The organism is Novosphingobium sp. HR1a (genome assembly GCF_015594425.1).
Classification (GTDB): Bacteria; Pseudomonadota; Alphaproteobacteria; order Sphingomonadales; family Sphingomonadaceae; genus Novosphingobium; species Novosphingobium resinovorum_A.
Genome location: NZ_JABXWS010000025.1, coordinates 27 through 16,110 on the forward strand (window position 1 = coordinate 27; position 16,084 = coordinate 16,110).

A 16,084-nucleotide genomic window follows, 5' to 3' on the forward strand; every position below is an offset into this window, starting at 1 on the left:
GAACCCCCTCCGTCAGCCCTGCGGACTGCCACCTCCCCATCGCTTCGCGACAGGGAGGATGTTAGTGCCGGTAGAACAGCGTCACGGACGCCACGTGGTTCATCCGCGTGCGTCCGCGGGTCTGATCGATGGTCTGATTCAGATAGCCCAGTTCCAGCGTCGAGGCGCCGGGAAGGCCCACTTCCGCACCGACGAAGCTGCGCAGCTGGTCGAAGCCGCTGCGTGCGCCCCAGTCGGTGTCGTTGAGCGCCACGAAACCTTCGGCATAGACCAACGCATTCACCGCATCGCTGCCGGCCTTGAGCGGGTGTTCGTAGCGGATCATCTCGCGCAGGCGCCAGCCCACGTCGCTGCCGTCCGAACGCCAGCGCTGCTCCAGCCGCGTGCGTGAGGACAACTCGCCGCCGAAAGGCTTGCCGAGGGCGAGGTTCAACTGCTGAAAGCTGCGCTCCTCGTTGATGTCGCGGCCGCCGTCGACGGGCGACACGATATGCGCGTAGCCTTGGTACAGAGTGGCCGAGGACGAGAGCTTAACCCCCACCGCTCCGCGCAGCAGCAGGGCGTCGAGGCGCGAGATGCCGTCGCCGATGCGGGGCTGGAATTCGGCGAAATAGACCACGTCGCCGGAAATCGGTCCCATCGCCGTGAGATTGATCCAGGCCTGCTCGTCCTGTGTCGTTTCCGCGTGAACGGAACTGGAGGTCAACACGGCGGCAGCGGTCAGGGCGAGGTGGGCGAGGCGCGAAATCATGGCGCGGCGATATGGCTGGAACGTGTCGCATTCATTGCTGGGGCGTCAGGTCTTGTATCGCCGACAGTCTCGCAAAGCCCTCTTTCGCGAAGGATGATCCCGCACTAGTCTGGCTGTCCAATAATAAGCAGGAGAGGTGTCATATGTTCGTGAAGCTAACCGGGGCAGACCGCACCGCGACCGCCATCAACGCCTCGCAGGTGACATTCGTGTCCCAGGTGACCGAAGGCACCCGCATCCGTTTCGGCGAAGGGCGTTCGGTCACCGTGGTGGAGCCGCTCGACGAAGTGATCGAGCGGCTGAACAAGACACTCTCCTTCCCGGAGACCTGAAGGGCTATTCCGCTTTCCAGCGCTTCAACCGGGCGCGGACTTCGGAGACGAGGTCCTCGAAGGCCGCGACCCGGGTGATGCCGTAACGCTCGGCGGTGATGTCGACGTTACCCTTGCGCCAGAAGCCGTCGGGGCACAGCAGCACGATCCTGCCGCTGCGCCCGTGAAGGCCCAGTTCGAGCAGGCTGATCGGGCTCTGCGTGCCGGGTGCGAGGTACATGACGATCACGTCCGCGCTGTCGAGCGCGGAAAGCTCCCATTCGACCTGCTGGCGGAAATGCGGCTCTTCGGCCACGGGTTTCCACGCAGGGTCCCAGTCCGGGCGGCGCGGGTTGAGGAGGATCGCGGGCTGGTCGGCGAGCGCGGCGATCAGGTCCGCCTGCCAGTCCCGCGCGACGCCCATCTCGATGCTGCCGCCGAGGAATACGCGCGGCCGGTCATGCGAGGACGGTAGCGGCGTGGGCGATACGATGACTTCGGCGGCGAGAGCAGGCGAGGAAGCGAGCGGCAGGGCCATGAGCGCGGCGGCGACGCTTTTCAGCACGGTCAGAACGAATCCTTCGCACTGCGCAGCGCTGCGAACGTCGCCACCGCGTCGCCGGAATGTTCCCAGCGCTTCTGGAGGGCGGGGTCGTCGGCGCGCAGGAAGGGATTGGTGCGCAGTTCCCGCTCCAGCTTGGTCGGCACCGTCGGCAGGCCCTTGTCGCAGCGGCGGGTGATTTCCTCGGCGTAGGCCTGGAGGTCGGCGTTGTCGGGATCGGCATGGAGCGCGAAGCGGGCGTTCGACGCCGTATATTCGTGCGCGCAGTAGATCATCGTCTCGCCGGGCAGGGCCTTGAGGCGCTTGAGCGACGCCCAGAACTGCTCGGGGTTGCCTTCGAACATCCGGCCGCAGCCGAGCGCGAACAGGGCGTCGCCGACGAAGGCGATGCACGATCCGGGCAAGTGGTAGGCGATGTGGCCATTGGTATGCCCGCCGACGTCGATCACGAAAGCCTGCCGGTCGCCGATGGTGACGATGTCGCCCTGACCGACAGTGCGATCGACCGCCTCGATCTTGTCCGCGTCCCCGGCCGGAGCGGTTACGCGGCAGCCGGTGACCGCCTTGATCGCGGCATTGCCGCCTGCGTGATCCGGGTGCCAGTGGGTGTTCCAGATCTGGGTGATCTGCCAGCCCTTCCGGCCCGCCTGTCGCAGATATTCATCGGCGTCAGGGGTGTCGATGCAGACGGTTTCCTGGCTCACCGGATCGTGCAGCAGGTAGCCGTAGTTGTCGGACAGGCAGGGGAACTGGTGGACTTCGAGCATGGCACTCTCCTTGCGAGGGCTATCCTTGCGAGAGCGATGTAGGTCCTCAGTCGGGCTCTGGAAAGGGCAGGGAGAGCTGCCAACTGACGCCGTGCACATCGCTGAGCCACGTGAACAGAGCCGCGAACTCGTAGCCGTCCAGCGGCATCATCACCTTGCCGCCTTCGCCCAGGACTTTCGCGGCGTGGCGAAGCTGCGCCTCGTCCTCGCAATCGACGAAGATCGAGGTCGCGGGGGTGAAGGTGAAGGCGTGCGGGATCGGGCTGTCGAACACCCGCCACTCGGTGCCGCCGAGCGTGAAGCGCGCGGAGGAGAGCTTACCCTGCGCCTCGCCGCCGGAGTGGCGCTCCAGTTCCGTAACCTTGATGTGATCGGGAAACGCACGCTTCCACAGGATCAACGCTTCCTGCGCATCGCCCTGGAACATGAGGAAGGGAGTGGCTTGCATGGTTTTCGATCCTTGCCCGGCTCGCAGAAACAAAGCGGGCGGGGCATCGCGGTTCCCCAAAAGCAAAAGCCCGCCCGGATCGCTCCGGGCGGGCTTTCACTGTTTCAGCTTCGATGAAGCCGAAGACCGTTCTTACGAACGCGCCTTCAGGGCCTCGCCGAGGATGTCGCCGAGCGAAGCGCCCGAGTCCGACGAACCGTACTGCTCGACTGCTTCCTTCTCTTCGGCCAGCTGGCGGGCCTTGACCGAGAAGTTCGGCTTCTTGGAACGGTCGAAACCGGTGACCATGGCGTCCAGCTTCTGGCCGACCTGGAAGCGGTCGGGGCGCTGCTCGTCGCGGTCGCGGCCGAGGTCCGAACGCTTGATGAAGCCGGTGGCGCCATCGTCGCCAGCCTGGACTTCCAGGCCGCCGTCGCGAACTTCGAGAACGGTGACGGTGACGACCTGGCCGCGGCGCAGGTTGCCCTCAGCCGAGGAACCGGTGCCGCCGGCAGCCGGAGCACCACGCTCAAGCTGCTTCATGCCGAGCGAGATGCGCTCCTTCTCGACATCGACGTCGAGAACCACGGCCGAGACCTGCTCGCCCTTGCGGTGCAGAGCCAGCGCGTCTTCGCCCGAGATGCCCCATGCGATGTCCGACATGTGGACCATGCCGTCCACGTCGCCATCGAGGCCGATGAACAGACCGAATTCGGTCGCGTTCTTGACTTCGCCTTCGACCTGCGAGCCGACCGGGTGACGCTCTGCGAACGCTTCCCAGGGGTTCTGCTGGGCCTGCTTCAGGCCGAGCGAGATGCGGCGCTTGTCCGAATCGACTTCGAGAACGACCACTTCGACTTCCTGCGAGGTCGAGACGATCTTGCCCGGGTGGACGTTCTTCTTGGTCCAGGACATTTCCGAAACGTGGACGAGGCCCTCGATCCCGGCTTCCAGCTCCACGAAGGCGCCGTATTCGGTGATGTTGGTGACCGTGCCCTGCAGCTTCGCGCCGACCGGGTACTTGACGCCAGCGCCTTCCCACGGATCGCTTTCCAGCTGCTTCATGCCGAGGCTGATGCGCTGGGTTTCGCTGTTGATGCGGATGATCTGCACCTTCACGGTGTCGCCGATGGCTATCACTTCGCTCGGGTGGTTGACGCGCTTGTAGCTCATGTCGGTGACATGGAGCAGGCCGTCGATGCCGCCGAGGTCAACGAACGCACCGTAGTCGGTGATGTTCTTGACGACGCCGTCGATGACCTGGCCTTCGCTCAGCTTGTCGATCAGCTCGCTGCGCTGTTCGGCGCGGGTCTCTTCGAGGACGGCGCGGCGCGACACGACGATGTTGCCACGGCGACGGTCCATCTTGAGGATCTGGAAGGGCTGCGGCACGTCCATCAGCGGGGTGACGTCGCGCACGGGGCGGATGTCGACCTGCGAGCCGGGGAGGAATGCAACGGCGCCGTCGAGGTCGACGGTGAAGCCGCCCTTGACGCGGCCGAAGATCACGCCTTCGACGCGCTTGCCTTCGCCGAACTCGCTTTCCAGCTTGTCCCAGGCGGCTTCGCGGCGTGCACGGTCGCGCGACAGCATCGCTTCGCCGTCGGCGTTCTCGACGCGATCGACGTAAACTTCGACTTCGTCACCGACCTTCAGGCCGTGGTCGTCTTCGCCACGAGCGAACTCGCGCAGCGACACGCGGCCTTCGCTCTTGAGGCCCACGTCGATGACGGCCTTGTCGTTCTCGATCGCGGTGACGGTGCCCTTGACGACGCGGCCTTCGAAGCCGTCGTCAGCGACGCCGCCGAGCTGCTCGTCGAGCATCTTCGCGAAATCGTCGCGGGTCGGATTGGCAACAGATGCCATCAACACATTTCCTTCGTTCGATTTTTCCGGCCTGGCGGTTGTATCCGCCGGTCTTTTCTCCGCTGCCTGCACCATGCAGGAAAACGGGCCAAAGGGGCCGAACTGCCACGGCGGCCGGATGCCGTTCGCGGCGCCCCTGAGGCAGATGCCTTTCGGGACCCGGGGCCATTACGCGCGAGGGGGCGGAAATGCAAGGGATTTGGCATTTCCCGTGACATCGACGGCCCCGCAACGACCACGGTGCGCAAGCGGCGGCGTCACACGTGTCCGGGACCTATGTGCTGGCCTTCACCGACCTCGTCGGCTTCGAGCGCGAACTGCAGGACGATGGCAGTATCAAGCTTGTCGAGCGGGGTCAGTTTGGCATCGCGTTTTTCGGCCGAGATGGCTTCTGCCTCCCAGGCTTTCGCTGCAGCCATCGCGATACCCCGGCGGTTTTCGAGCGGCTCGCTGAGGGCTTTCGCGCGCTGCAGCGCTTCTTGCTCTCTGCAGAAAGTTGCTGACATGCGCATTTTGTTGCTCCCTTAGCGCTTCATGTTTTGAAGACCGGCGACCACGCCCGGCTTTTCGGTCGGCTTCGACGCGTTGGTCTTCGGCTTTGCCGCCTTGGGCTTGCGGACTTCGCGGTTCGATTTTTTCTGCGACTTGGCCATGTTCGTTCTTCCTGTGCTGGTTCGATGGAGCGCGCCGTCAGGCGGCGACGACGTCCGGCAGGCTCGAAAATGCGGCTGCCGGACGGTAGATATTTGCCGCTTCCGAGCACAGATGGCGTTCGAGCAGCGAGAGAATCGTGGTGTCGGTCTCCGCGTCGAACTTGCGCGCGAACAGGTCTGGGCTTGCCCGCAAGCGGTCGATGTCGCGTTCGTCGTAATTGCGCGGGCGCAGCTTGATGTCACCATCGGGGACCCAGTCTATCATCCGCAGATCGTCGTTCATGACGATGCCGTGGTCGCCGCCGTTCATCATCACGGTCTGGAAGAAGGCTTCGTCCGCGATAAAACTGTTGCGATAGAATGTCTTGAACGAGTCGGCTCGCCGATCATGGCAGACATATTCGCAGAAGCTGCGGGTCACGGCCTTCCACTGAGTGCCGATGAAGGGGGTGCTGCCCGCGGGGTAGGGGCGGGCGGCTCCCGGCGTCAGCTTGCCATGCTCTTCGGTGAACCGATGGCTGATGCGATTCAGGGTGTCGGGCCGTTCCTGGCGCTGATCGAGCGCGCGGATGAACTGCCTGCCCGGATTGGCTGCAAAGAATTGACGGATGTAGTTCTGGCTTTTGAGAGGAAAGTCCTGGCCGGACAGGTTTATGTAATGTGTCCAGCGACCGTCCATTTCGAGGAGACGAGCCATTCCGCGCAGTTCCGCATCGACGAGGCTGTAGCCACCCCACAGCGCATTTTGGGGGTCGAGGATTGCGACCCCCTGATAGGGCTGCAGAAAGGACGCAATGTCATTCGCAAGGGCCTCGCCTGAGCTTTTGTCGACATGGATGACGTATTGATTTCCCGCTTGATAGATGGCCTCGAATAGCCGCTTGAACTGTGCCGGATAGCGGTGAACGAGCAGGAAATAAGCAATCATGCGGTTGTCCATTTCGAGCCGCGCATGACTGGCTGTCAAAATCCAGGCAATGGCGGCAACGTTTCCTGTCTCAGGAAAGCCGATCGAAAAGTATTTTTGATCGTGAAGAGACACCGCTGGACAGGGTTGCGACGAAATAAATTGCAACAGCGTGGCGAATACATGGCTATTCGCTGGAGATATTACAAGGTTTCCCGAAGGCGATGGTTTCACTCGATCAGGAGCAGCGCTCACGGGGCAGGGCGGGAAATTCCGTTTCTCGCGCAATGGGGCCGCCAACATCGCTGGCTGAATTTTTTCATGCCGCTATCATGTCGTTCGGGAGAAAAGAGATGTCCGAACGGCTCGTGTGCCATCTGGCGCAATATGCGGCGTATCACCGCGACCGGCGCAATGTCATGACGCACATGATCGGCATTCCGATGATCGTGCTGGCGGTCGAGGTGCTGCTGGCGCGGCCCCGGATCGAGATCGCCGGCATCGGCCTTGCAGCCGTCGACTTCGCCATCGTCGCGGTGTGCTGCTTCTACTTCACGCTGGACCGCAGGCTGGCCTGCGGCATGGCGGCGGTGCTTGCGGTGGGCAAGGTGATCGGCGGCAAGCTGGCCGAGCAGGATACCGCGACCTGGCTGGGCTGGGGGTTAAGCCTGTTCGTGGTGGGCTGGCTGTTCCAGCTGCTCGGCCACAAGTGGGAGGGGCGCAAGCCCGCTTTCCTCGACGACGTGCGCGGTCTGCTGATCGGCCCGCTGTTCGTGCTGGCCGAGGCGGTGTTCCACTTCGGCAGGCGGCTCGAACTGCGCGAAGCAATCGAAAGGCGGCTCGCTCAGGCCGACTGAACGAGCGCGTCCACGGCGGCGATGGCGGCGGCGATTGCTTCCTCGCGCTTGAGGGTGGAGGTGTCGATCAGCAGCGCATCGGCGGCGGCGGCCAGCGGGGCGTCCTTGCGGCCCTTGTCGCGGGCGTCGCGGGCGGCGAGGTCGGCGGCGATCTCTTCCAGCGAAGCGTCGCGGCCATGCGCCTGCATCTCAAGGAAGCGCCGCTGCGCGCGGGCCTCCACCGAGGCGACGACGAACAGCTTGGCCTCGGCCTCCGGCGCGATGACAGTGCCGATGTCACGCCCGTCGAGCACGGCGCCGCCGGGCTGGGTGGCGAAGCTGCGCTGCCGTTCGAACAGGGCCTGGCGTACGGCCGGGTGGATCGAAACGCGGCTGGCGAGGCCGCCGGTCGCCTCGGAGCGCAGTTCGGGATCGGAGAGCAGTTCGGGCGCGAACGTGCAGGCGGCCAGCGCATCTTCGGGATCGTCAGGGTCGCCGCCGCTCAACGCGCATTGGTGGCCGACCGCGCGATAGAGAAGCCCGGTGTCGAGATGCGGCAGGTGGAAGTGCGCCGCCAGCGCCTTGGCGATCGTGCCTTTGCCCGAGGCGGTCGGTCCGTCGACGGCGATGATCATGCGGTCAGGCCCTCCAGCATGGTTTCGAATACGGGGAAGCTGGTGGCGATCGGGCGCACGTCGTCCACTTCGACGCCTGCGCGGCTGGCAAGGCCGGCGACCGCCATCGACATGGCGATGCGGTGGTCGAGGTGCGTGGCGATGGTGCCGTTGGTGCCGACCAGCGGCTCGCCGCCGGTGCCGGTGATGATCAGGCCGTCCTCGGTCTCGCGCACCGTGGCGCCAGCGGCGGCGAGGGCGGTCGCCATGACGGAGATGCGGTCCGATTCCTTGACGCGCAGTTCCTCGAGGCCCGTGGTGGTGGTGACGCCCTCGGCCAGCGCGGCGGCGACGAACAGGACGGGGAACTCGTCGACCATGGCGGGCACGATCGCGGGATCGACATCGATGCCCTTGAGCGCGGAGTGCCTGACCAGCAAATCGGCGACCGGTTCGCCGCCGACCTCGCGCGGATTCACTTCCTCGATGGACCCGCCCATCTGGCGCAACACTTCGACGATCCCGGCGCGGGTGGGGTTGAGGCCGACGTTCTCGATTAGCACTTCGCTGCCCGGGATCACCAGAGCGGCGACGATGAAGAAGGCGGCGGACGAAGGATCGCCCGGAACCTCGATGGTCTGCGGCTCCAGTTCGGCCTCGCCCCGGATCGAAATAACCCGCGCGCCGTCGGCATCGGTCTCGACGGTGAGGTCGGCGCCGAATCCGCGCAGCATCCGCTCGGAGTGGTCGCGGGTGGGCACCGGCTCGATGACGGTGGTGATGCCGGGCGTGTTGAGGCCGGCCAGCAGGATCGCGCTCTTTACCTGTGCCGAGGCCATCGGCAGGCGGTAGCGGATCGGCACCGCCGGGCTGGCGCCCTTGAGGATAAGGGGCAGGCGGCCGCCTTCCGATGCCTCGAAGCTGGCGCCCATCTCGGAAAGCGGATCGATCACGCGGCCCATCGGGCGCTTGGAGAGCGAGCCGTCGCCGATGAAGGTCGCGGTGATCGGGTGGCTGGCGACGAGGCCCATCAAGAGGCGCGTCGACGTGCCCGAATTGCCCATGTCAAGCGGCGCTTCGGGCTGGAGCAGCGCACCCACGCCGACGCCGTTGACGGTCCAGGCGCCTTCCCCGGTGCGCGTCACGGTGGCGCCCATCGCGCGCATCGCGGCGGCGGTGGAAAGCACGTCCTCGCCTTCGAGCAGGCCGGTCACTTTCGTCTCGCCCACTGCCAGCGCGCCCAGCATGATCGAGCGATGGCTGATCGACTTGTCGCCCGGAACCCGGATTCGCCCTTTGAGCGGCCCGGTCGGCAGGAAGCGGCGGGGGCGCATGTTCAGGGTGTCGTGGCTCACGGGGTTGGACTTTCGAGGCTGGAATGCTGCAAAAACGGGGCGGCTTTTGACAGCGCCTGCCCGCTATGGCAAGGCGCGCGCCCTGATGCGGCCTTGCGCGCCTAATCTCGCGAGACTTGATTAAGTTCGCAGGCTTTCCCATCAAGACACGCAATTTACTTCGCCCGCGCCATCCGGAACGGGCCAGACGAGGACTTTCCATGGCCAAGGCTGAATGGGGCGCCAAGCATGGCTGCCCGAAATGCGGCACCCGCTTCTACGACCTGGGCAAGGATGACCCGGTCACCTGCATCGAATGCGGCAACGAATGGACCCCCGAGCCGGTGCTCAAGTCCAAGCAGCCGATTCCCTACGAGGAAATCCAGAAGAAGAAGGAAGTCGTCGAGACCGAGGACGAGGATCTGGCCGAAGAGGATCTCGACATCGATGACGACGGCGATTCGCCGGACAACGATGTGGACCTCGGCGGCGACGACGATCTCGGCATCGGCGCCGGCGGCGACGACGAAGACCACGACAACTGATCTGACACGGGGCTGGTCCGCTTTATAGCGAACCGGCCCCGGCTGATTCTGGGGTGCTTGTTCGGTGGCGCACGCTGCCGCGCTTTTGCTCCGCCAGTCATTCCCGCGAAGGCGGGAACCCATCTCCCGACGGCTCCTGTTGAACCCGCATCAGTTGGGCCACCCGCCTTCGCGGGGATGACGGGGGAGCAGGAGCGCAGGTGTGGTTTTGAACGGCGAGGCGGGCTTCAAAACTCGCTGCCGAAAAAAATCGACATCACGCAAATTTTCCTCTTGCCAAGTTTTCGGACCGCCCGTAGATGGCGGCCTCCCAAGCGGAGGCGCTTCTTCGAAACGCCGAAAACGAGGGAAACGGGTTGGTCCTCCCAGGGCTAACTTGCTGAAATGATTGGGGCCTTAGCTCAGCTGGGAGAGCGCCTGCATGGCATGCAGGAGGTCAGCGGTTCGATCCCGCTAGGCTCCACCATTTCGCTACATTGAAGTTTCGCATGATTGCGACACGCTGGTTGACGAGGTTTCGTCCACTGGCGTTTTTGCTATCGGGTCATGCATCCGCCGGTCAGCGAGGTTTCGCCCACCGGCGTTTTTGGCGTGTTTCGCGCCGGATTTGAAGGAGTGAACGGCCTATGTTCGACAGTCTGTCAGATCGCCTTGGTGGCGTCTTCGACAAGCTGCGCGGCCGTGGTGCGCTCAAGGAGCAGGACGTTCTCGATGCCATGCGCGAAGTGCGCATCGCGCTTCTCGAGGCCGACGTCGCGCTGCCGGTGGTGCGCCGCTTCATCGATACCGTCACCGAAAAGGCCGTCGGCCAGAACGTCCTGCGCTCGGTCACGCCGGGCCAGCAGGTCGTCAAGATCGTCAACGACGCACTGATCGAGACGCTGGGCGGTGAAGAGACCCCCGGCCTCGATCTGGAAGCTGTGCCGCCGATCGTCATCATGATGGTCGGCCTTCAGGGCTCGGGCAAGACCACCAGCACCGCCAAGATCGCCAAGCTTCTCAAGGAGAAGCAGGGCAAGAAGGTGATGATGGCCTCGCTCGACGTGAACCGTCCGGCGGCGCAGGAACAGCTCAAGGTGCTGGGCGAGCAGGTGAGCGTCGCCACGCTCCCGATCATCGCCGGCCAGCAGCCCACCGAGATCGCCACGCGCGCCATGCAGGCCGCGCGCCTGCAGGCCGTGGACGTGCTGCTGCTCGACACCGCGGGCCGCCTCCACGTCGACCAGCAGTTGATGGACGAGATGAAGGCGGTCGCCGCCATCTCGACCCCGCGCGAAACGCTGCTCGTGGTCGATTCGCTGACGGGTCAGGACGCGGTTAACGTCGCGCAGTCGTTCGCGGGGCAGGTGGACCTCACCGGCGTTGTGCTGACCCGCATGGACGGCGATGCGCGCGGCGGTGCGGCGCTGTCGATGCGTGCCGTCACCGGTAAGCCGATCAAGTTCGCGGGCACCGGCGAGAAGATGGATGCGCTGGAGGTCTTCCACCCCAGCCGCGTCGCCAACCGCATCCTGGGCATGGGCGACATCGTCTCCATGGTCGAGAAGGCCGCCGAAGCGGTCAAGATCGAGGATGCCGAGGCGCTCGCCAAGCGCATGGAGCAGGGCAAGTTCGACATGAACGACCTGCGCATGCAGCTCAAGCAGATGCAGAACATGGGCGGTCTCGGCGCGCTGGCGGGCATGATGCCGGGCATGAAGAAGGCCAAGGCGGCGATGCAGCAGTCGGGCATGGACGACCGCGTCCTCCTGCGCATGGACGCGATCATCGGCTCGATGACGCCGAAGGAGCGCAGCAATCCCGCGCTGCTCAACGCCAAGCGCAAGATCCGCGTCGCCAACGGCTCGGGCACCCAGGTCCAGGACGTCAACAAGCTGCTCAAGATGCACCTGGAGATGTCCAAGGCCATGAAGCAGATCAAGAAGATGGGCGGCCTCAAGGGGCTGGCCGCGATGTTCGGCAAGGGCGGTCTCGATGCCGCGATGCCGGGCCTCGGCGGTGCCGGTCTCGGTCCCTCGGCCGGGGGCTTCCCCGGGCTTGGTGGCGGCGGGGCCGATCTCAGCAAATTCCTGAAACGATAATCTCAAATATTCCCAGAATTATAGAAAGGTAAGTCTCATGTCCGTTTCGATCCGTCTCTCGCGTGGTGGTGCCAAGAAGCGCCCGTACTACAAGATCGTCGTCGCCAACGCGACCGCGCCGCGCGACGGCAAGTACCTGGAGCAGGTCGGCACCTACAACCCGATCCTCGCCAAGGACGACGAGAACCGCGTACGTCTGGTCGAGGACCGCGTGCGTTATTGGCTCGGCGTTGGCGCCCAGCCGACCGACCGCGTTGCCCGCCTGCTCGACAAGGCCGGTGTGAAGGAGCGCGCCGCTACCAACAACCCGAAGCAGGCAGAGCCCGGCAAGAAGGCCAAGGAGCGCGCTGAAGACCGCGCGACCAAGCTGCGCGAAGCCGAAGAAGCCGCTGCCGCTGCCGCTGCAGCCGCTGCTCCGGCCGAGGAAGTTGCTCCCGAAGCAGCCACCGAGGAATCGGCCGAGGCGTAAGTCTTGGTACAGCCCGGTAAGGATCGCCCCGTCACGCTTGCCGCCGTTTCCGGCGCGCATGGCGTGATGGGGGAGGTTCGCCTCAAGCTGTTCGGTGAAGGCGTGGCTGCGCTCAAGCGCTACCGCGCCTTCAACGATTCCAGCCTCACTGTCGTGAAGCTGAAGGACGACGGCAAGGGCGGCGCGATCGCCCGATTCGACGAGGTGAAGGACCGCAACGCGGCGGAAAAGCTGCGCGGCACCGTGCTTACTGTCCCACGCTCGGCGATGCCCGCGCTTGAGGAGGGCGAGTACTATCACGCTGACTTTCTCGGCCTGCCCGCTGTCTCGGAAGAGGGCGAGGCGCTGGGTACGTGCGTGGCGGTCGAGAACTTCGGCGCGGGCGACGTGCTGGAGATCGAACGGCCGGTGAGCGAGGACGGCAAGCGCCGCCGCTTCATGGTGCCGATGACGCCCGCCGCCGTGCCCGAATGGAACGACGAGCGTATCGTCCTCAACGCGGCCTTCGCGGAAGAATAGCTCGCCTTGTCGCGTGCTGTCCGGCGATGTATATATACATTGCCGGAGCGCGTCATGGGCAAGGTATACACCACCAGAAGCTTCAAGTCGGGCAATTCGGTCGCGATCCGGATGCCCGCTGGTCTGGGTATCGAGCCGGACCGCGAATGGATCGCCGAATGGGTCGACGGTGACTTGCGCCTGCATGCCAAGGAGCAGCCAAGGCGCAAGATCGACGTCAGTGGCTTCGCGGGCAAGGCGCCCTGGCTCAAGCCGCTGCCACCGGAACTGCGCGAATTCGAGGAACGGCCGAGCACTATCGCTGCCCGCGAGAAGGCTGAGAGCGGCGAGTGACGCGCTATATGATCGACGCCGATAGCTCGATCTACGCGATGGTGGATCAGGCAAGTCCGGTCAATGCCCGGCTGGCCGATTGCGAACCGGGTGATGTGGTCATATCGACCATCAGTTTCGCCGAGATCGCATTGGGCGTGCAACTGCAGGAGCCGCCGCCGCCAGGAGTCCTCGAGGCATTTCTCGAAGCCGTGCCGCTGATGCCGTTCGATGAAATGGCCGCGCGCGAATATGCTCGGTTGCCGTTCAGGCGCGCCCGTTTCGATCGCCTGCTGGCCGCACACGCGCTGAGCATCGCTGCGATCGTCGTCACGAACAACGAAGCCGACTTCGCGGACGTGGCCGGGTTGAAGGTGGAGAACTGGACGAGATAATGCCGGGCGGCGCGGTCGGGAGAGAAGTCTGGCGACTGCTTCCGCCCCATTGCAGTCGTAGAACAACCTCGCATTATGCGGTGATGATCGACCGACAAAAAAGAGATGAAGCTGCCTCTCTGATCGCACGCTTTGCCAGCGGGGAGATCGACAGTGACGACTTGGAATCGGACTGGCCCACATCCAAAGAAGATCGAGCGTTGGAAGCTGTCGGTTCAATGCTCTGGCTGCATTACGATGATCACAAACCGCGTCTTGCAGTGGGAAAAGATGCAGCAAATCCAGAGGAACTGACGCTTTTCGCTCGATACCAAGCCTATCTGCACGGCGATTTGCCATACGAATGGCCCGAAGACAGCTTCATTCGTATTGAGGGTCTTGGCGCTTTGGTGCCGCTTTCATTGGGTTTATTGAGGCCAGTTGACCGGATAATCAAAGCGCGGAACGCCAAGATCGACGCCGCCATGGAGCAACACGGCGATCTAAGCGTATGGCCGTTTACAAGTCGGTCGCAGTGGGATGGAGAGCCAATCGCTCCCTATGTCCGCTAACCACCCAAACCAGACCTATCGATCCACGGTGGGCGGTGAGCTTTTCTTCGTGCCGGAATTCGCGCTCTGTCCTACACGTAGCGAGATCGGTAGCATGTCCCGCATGACCACACCGCCGTGCTTTTCCGACCTGTCACCTTGCGGTTCCGCCAAAGGTCACAGTGCTAACCATGAAAAAATAATAATATCAATTACTAATACCGAAAATCTCCGCTGGTTCACACACGCATCCGTGTCAACCGGACAAGACCGATGAGCAGGCCTCAGCCCTTCGTCGGCGCGGCCGGCTCCGTCGTCAGCACCTTGATCGCCGCGCGGTGTCAGGCCAAGGGCGTGCGATGACTTTCTCCACCACCGTGCTCACCCTCTACCCCGAGATGTTCCCCGGCCCGCTCGGCGTGTCGCTGGCGGGCAGGGCGCTGTCGGAGGGCACGTGGTCGATTGATCCCGTCCACATCCGCGACTTTGCCACCGACAGGCACCGCACCGTCGATGACACGCCCGCGGGCGGCGGCGCCGGGATGGTGCTCAAGGTCAATATCCTCGCCGCCGCCATCGACCATGCCCGCAGCGTCAACCCGGGCGCGCCGGTGATCGTCATGACGCCGCGTGGAAAGCCGATCTCGCAGAAGCGCATTCGCGAACTGGCGGACGGCCCAGGCGTCATCCTGCTGTGCGGCCGTTTCGAGGGCTTCGACGAGCGGATATTCGAAGGCCGCGAGGTCGAGGAAGTCTCGGTCGGCGACATCGTCCTGTCTGGCGGAGAATGCGCCGCTTTGATGGTACTCGATGCTTGCATTCGGCTGCTTCCCGGCGTAATGGGCGCCCCTTCCAGCGGGGCCGAGGAATCGTTCGAGGACGGTCTTCTCGAGTACCCGCATTATACCCGACCCACCGAGTGGGAAGGGCGCACGATCCCTGAAGTGCTGCGATCGGGGGATCATGCGAAGATCGCCGCCTGGCGGAAACGACAGGCGGAGGACGACACACGGTCACGCAGGCCGGACCTCTGGGAGCGTCACAGGGACGCTCGGGTTCAGCCTGCCTCTGGCGCGCGGCGAAAAAACGAGGATTTGGGTTCATGAACCTGATTCAGCAGATCGAAGCCGAGGAAATCGCCAAGGCTGCGAAGGATATCCCTGAGTTCCGTCCGGGCGATACCGTCCGCGTCGGCGTGAAGGTCGTCGAAGGCACCCGTACCCGCGTCCAGGCTTACGAGGGCGTGTGCATCGCGCGCTCGAACCGTGGCATGGGTTCGAACTTCACCGTGCGCAAGATGAGCTTCGGCGAAGGCGTGGAGCGCGTTTTCCCGCTCTACTCGCCGAACATCGATTCGATCACGGTCGTGCGTCGCGGTGTCGTGCGTCGCGCCAAGCTGTACTACCTGCGTGGTCGTACCGGCAAGCGCGCTCGTATCGCCGAGCGTCGCATCACCGACAACGCGTAAGCGAAAGCAGCGGCCCGGTCTCACCGCTGGGTTGCACGAAGAGGCGGTTCGGATTCGGGCCGCCTTTTTTCGTGTCTCCGATCCATTGATGTTCATGTTCGGCGGATCGGCTGGCGCGAGTCCTGCAAGCGAGTCGCAGCGCCGGGTTTTGTCCGATGCTGCGCCGCACAACGCTTTGTCTCTGAGAAAACGGCGGAAAAACGCGATTAACTGCGAGTTTTGGCTCTATTTGGGCCTTGCCACCCGCAGGAAAAACGGCTCAATTCCGTCCCTCTCGAGGCGAGTAGAATTTCTCAACCATCCGCTCCACTGAAAGGTAAGGGGGTTCCCATAATGAACAAGAACGATCTCATCAGCGCAGTCGCCGATTCCAGCGGACTGACCCGCAGCGACGCCACCAAGGCTGTCGAGTCCGTGTTCGACGCGGTCACCGGTGCGCTGAAGAAGGGCGACGAAGTGCGTCTCGTCGGCTTCGGCACCTTCTCGGTGGCCAAGCGCAAGGCATCGACCGGCCGTAACCCCCGCACCGGCGAGCCCATGGAAATCAAGGCTTCGGCTCAGCCGAAGTTCAAGGCCGGCAAGGGCCTGAAGGACGCCGTCAACTAAGACGGACGGCAGCCTGCAACGCCTCGCAGGTTGACCAGAATAAGCGCCGCGCCGGTCCGTCAGGGCCGGCGCGGCGTTTGTCGTTTGGGCTTGGGTGCAAGCCTCTATAGGAGTACCCAAAGTGTACTTAA

22 protein-coding genes and 1 tRNA gene are annotated in these 16,084 nt (G+C 64.1%); 13 read left to right on the forward strand and 10 right to left on the reverse strand.

The annotated features are described in order from the left end of the window. Window positions 1-61: 61 nt before the first annotated feature. On the reverse strand, window positions 62-751 hold the full coding sequence (locus tag HWN72_RS04520; protein ID WP_069707459.1) for a DUF2490 domain-containing protein: 690 nt from the start codon (window positions 749-751) through the stop codon (window positions 62-64). 143 nt (window positions 752-894) lie between these two features. Between HWN72_RS04520 and HWN72_RS04525 the strand changes: the two genes are divergently transcribed. Then, window positions 895-1,083: a hypothetical protein gene (locus tag HWN72_RS04525; protein WP_008829093.1), complete on the forward strand. Its 189-nt coding sequence runs from the start codon at window positions 895-897 to the stop codon at window positions 1,081-1,083. Window positions 1,084-1,087: 4 nt separating this feature from the next. Here the strand turns inward: HWN72_RS04525 and HWN72_RS04530 are convergent, their stop codons facing one another. The 7 genes from HWN72_RS04530 to HWN72_RS04555 all read right to left on the reverse strand — a co-directional run bounded on the left by HWN72_RS04530 (window position 1,088) and on the right by HWN72_RS04555 (window position 6,379). Beyond that, window positions 1,088-1,627, reverse strand: coding sequence for a nucleoside 2-deoxyribosyltransferase domain-containing protein (locus HWN72_RS04530; protein WP_069707460.1), 540 nt, complete (start codon window positions 1,625-1,627; stop codon window positions 1,088-1,090). A 2-nt stretch (window positions 1,628-1,629) separates the two neighbouring features. Next, on the reverse strand, window positions 1,630-2,391 hold the full coding sequence (gloB, locus tag HWN72_RS04535; protein WP_069707461.1) for a hydroxyacylglutathione hydrolase: 762 nt from the start codon (window positions 2,389-2,391) through the stop codon (window positions 1,630-1,632). Between the two features lie 46 nt (window positions 2,392-2,437). Beyond that, window positions 2,438-2,839 (reverse strand): VOC family protein, encoded by a 402-nt coding sequence (locus tag HWN72_RS04540; protein ID WP_069707462.1) that lies wholly within the window; start codon window positions 2,837-2,839, stop codon window positions 2,438-2,440. Between the two features lie 132 nt (window positions 2,840-2,971). Further along, a complete protein-coding gene (gene rpsA / locus HWN72_RS04545) occupies window positions 2,972-4,684 on the reverse strand; it encodes a 30S ribosomal protein S1 (protein WP_008829090.1) in 1,713 nt (570 codons plus the stop codon). A gap of 257 nt (window positions 4,685-4,941) precedes the next feature. Then, window positions 4,942-5,196: a hypothetical protein gene (locus HWN72_RS04550; protein WP_008829089.1), complete on the reverse strand. Its 255-nt coding sequence runs from the start codon at window positions 5,194-5,196 to the stop codon at window positions 4,942-4,944. Between the two features lie 12 nt (window positions 5,197-5,208). Continuing rightward, entirely contained in the window at window positions 5,209-5,337 is a 129-nt protein-coding gene (locus HWN72_RS31570) for a hypothetical protein (RefSeq protein WP_256434545.1), read from the reverse strand. A gap of 37 nt (window positions 5,338-5,374) precedes the next feature. After that, on the reverse strand, window positions 5,375-6,379 hold the full coding sequence (locus HWN72_RS04555) for a beta-1,6-N-acetylglucosaminyltransferase (protein ID WP_231958122.1): 1,005 nt from the start codon (window positions 6,377-6,379) through the stop codon (window positions 5,375-5,377). A gap of 218 nt (window positions 6,380-6,597) precedes the next feature. Between HWN72_RS04555 and HWN72_RS04560 the strand changes: the two genes are divergently transcribed. Further along, window positions 6,598-7,101, forward strand: a complete 504-nt coding sequence (locus HWN72_RS04560; RefSeq protein ID WP_069707463.1) for a DUF962 domain-containing protein — start codon at window positions 6,598-6,600, stop codon at window positions 7,099-7,101. Here HWN72_RS04560 and HWN72_RS04565 read toward each other — a convergent pair. Together HWN72_RS04565 and aroA are read right to left on the reverse strand one after the other, a co-directional pair. Continuing rightward, window positions 7,089-7,715 (reverse strand): d(CMP) kinase, encoded by a 627-nt coding sequence (locus HWN72_RS04565; protein WP_069707464.1) that lies wholly within the window; start codon window positions 7,713-7,715, stop codon window positions 7,089-7,091. The two genes, HWN72_RS04560 and HWN72_RS04565, sit on opposite strands and share 13 nt — an antisense overlap. After that, a complete protein-coding gene (gene aroA, locus HWN72_RS04570) occupies window positions 7,712-9,028 on the reverse strand; it encodes a 3-phosphoshikimate 1-carboxyvinyltransferase (protein ID WP_069709105.1) in 1,317 nt (438 codons plus the stop codon). The genes HWN72_RS04565 and aroA overlap by 4 nt, the downstream gene beginning before the upstream one ends. 221 nt (window positions 9,029-9,249) lie before the next feature. Here aroA and HWN72_RS04575 point away from each other — a divergent pair, with 221 nt between their 5' ends. From HWN72_RS04575 to HWN72_RS04625, 11 genes are all read left to right on the forward strand, one after another. Then, window positions 9,250-9,573, forward strand: coding sequence for a TIGR02300 family protein (locus HWN72_RS04575; RefSeq protein ID WP_008829084.1), 324 nt, complete (start codon window positions 9,250-9,252; stop codon window positions 9,571-9,573). A 390-nt stretch (window positions 9,574-9,963) separates the two neighbouring features. Then, window positions 9,964-10,039: transfer RNA gene (locus HWN72_RS04580), tRNA-Ala, on the forward strand. A 160-nt stretch (window positions 10,040-10,199) separates the two neighbouring features. Further along, on the forward strand, window positions 10,200-11,654 hold the full coding sequence (gene ffh, locus HWN72_RS04585; RefSeq protein WP_036522535.1) for a signal recognition particle protein: 1,455 nt from the start codon (window positions 10,200-10,202) through the stop codon (window positions 11,652-11,654). A gap of 37 nt (window positions 11,655-11,691) precedes the next feature. Next, the gene (gene rpsP / locus HWN72_RS04590; protein WP_069707465.1) at window positions 11,692-12,123 is read left to right on the forward strand and encodes a 30S ribosomal protein S16; all 432 of its coding nucleotides are present in this window, start codon (window positions 11,692-11,694) and stop codon (window positions 12,121-12,123) included. Between the two features lie 3 nt (window positions 12,124-12,126). Further along, window positions 12,127-12,642: a ribosome maturation factor RimM gene (gene rimM / locus HWN72_RS04595; protein WP_083274559.1), complete on the forward strand. Its 516-nt coding sequence runs from the start codon at window positions 12,127-12,129 to the stop codon at window positions 12,640-12,642. Between the two features lie 54 nt (window positions 12,643-12,696). Beyond that, the gene (locus HWN72_RS04600; protein ID WP_069707467.1) at window positions 12,697-12,975 is read left to right on the forward strand and encodes a hypothetical protein; all 279 of its coding nucleotides are present in this window, start codon (window positions 12,697-12,699) and stop codon (window positions 12,973-12,975) included. Continuing rightward, a complete protein-coding gene (locus HWN72_RS04605) occupies window positions 12,972-13,349 on the forward strand; it encodes a type II toxin-antitoxin system VapC family toxin (RefSeq protein WP_197524412.1) in 378 nt (125 codons plus the stop codon). The genes HWN72_RS04600 and HWN72_RS04605 overlap by 4 nt, the downstream gene beginning before the upstream one ends. Before the next feature lie 83 nt (window positions 13,350-13,432). Then, window positions 13,433-13,900: a hypothetical protein gene (locus tag HWN72_RS04610; RefSeq protein WP_069707468.1), complete on the forward strand. Its 468-nt coding sequence runs from the start codon at window positions 13,433-13,435 to the stop codon at window positions 13,898-13,900. Window positions 13,901-14,238: 338 nt separating this feature from the next. Further along, window positions 14,239-14,985 (forward strand): tRNA (guanosine(37)-N1)-methyltransferase TrmD, encoded by a 747-nt coding sequence (trmD, locus tag HWN72_RS04615; RefSeq protein ID WP_211149942.1) that lies wholly within the window; start codon window positions 14,239-14,241, stop codon window positions 14,983-14,985. Then, window positions 14,982-15,347, forward strand: a complete 366-nt coding sequence (gene rplS / locus HWN72_RS04620; RefSeq protein WP_008829168.1) for a 50S ribosomal protein L19 — start codon at window positions 14,982-14,984, stop codon at window positions 15,345-15,347. Before trmD ends, rplS begins: the two co-directional genes overlap by 4 nt. Before the next feature lie 333 nt (window positions 15,348-15,680). Then, window positions 15,681-15,953 (forward strand): HU family DNA-binding protein, encoded by a 273-nt coding sequence (locus tag HWN72_RS04625; RefSeq protein WP_008829169.1) that lies wholly within the window; start codon window positions 15,681-15,683, stop codon window positions 15,951-15,953. Window positions 15,954-16,084 lie beyond the last annotated feature (131 nt).